This is a genomic window from Salmonella sp. SAL4457 (assembly GCF_046548235.1).
Lineage (GTDB): Bacteria > Pseudomonadota > Gammaproteobacteria > Enterobacterales > Enterobacteriaceae > Salmonella > Salmonella enterica.
Genome location: NZ_JBGDZO010000998.1, coordinates 1 through 250 on the forward strand (window position 1 = coordinate 1; position 250 = coordinate 250).

The following is a 250-nucleotide window of genomic DNA, read 5'->3' on the forward strand; positions in this document are numbered from 1 at the left end:
GGCGTTGCCAACCGTTGCGGCGATTAGCCGACAGTTTGCGCCGGACATCGCGGATTCCGGCTGACCCCAGTCAAGCGGGGCGTCTTCCTGGAAGGCGCTCAGAACAGGTCGATCGGATCGATATCGAGCGACCAGCGCACCTGGCGCCCGCCGGGCAACTGTTCGAGGCTCTGCAGCCAGGGTGTCAGCAGGCGATGCAGCGGCGCCCGGCTCATGCACTGCAGCAGCAGTTGCGCGCGGTGCTTGCCGG

At 67.2% G+C, this 250-nt stretch carries 1 protein-coding gene; it reads right to left on the reverse strand.

The features are described 5' to 3' along the window. Positions 1 to 98: 98 nt before the first annotated feature. Positions 99 to 250, reverse strand: a 152-nt coding sequence (locus ACLJNW_RS27170; protein WP_410961659.1) for a hypothetical protein, incomplete at its 5' end; no start/stop codon positions are given.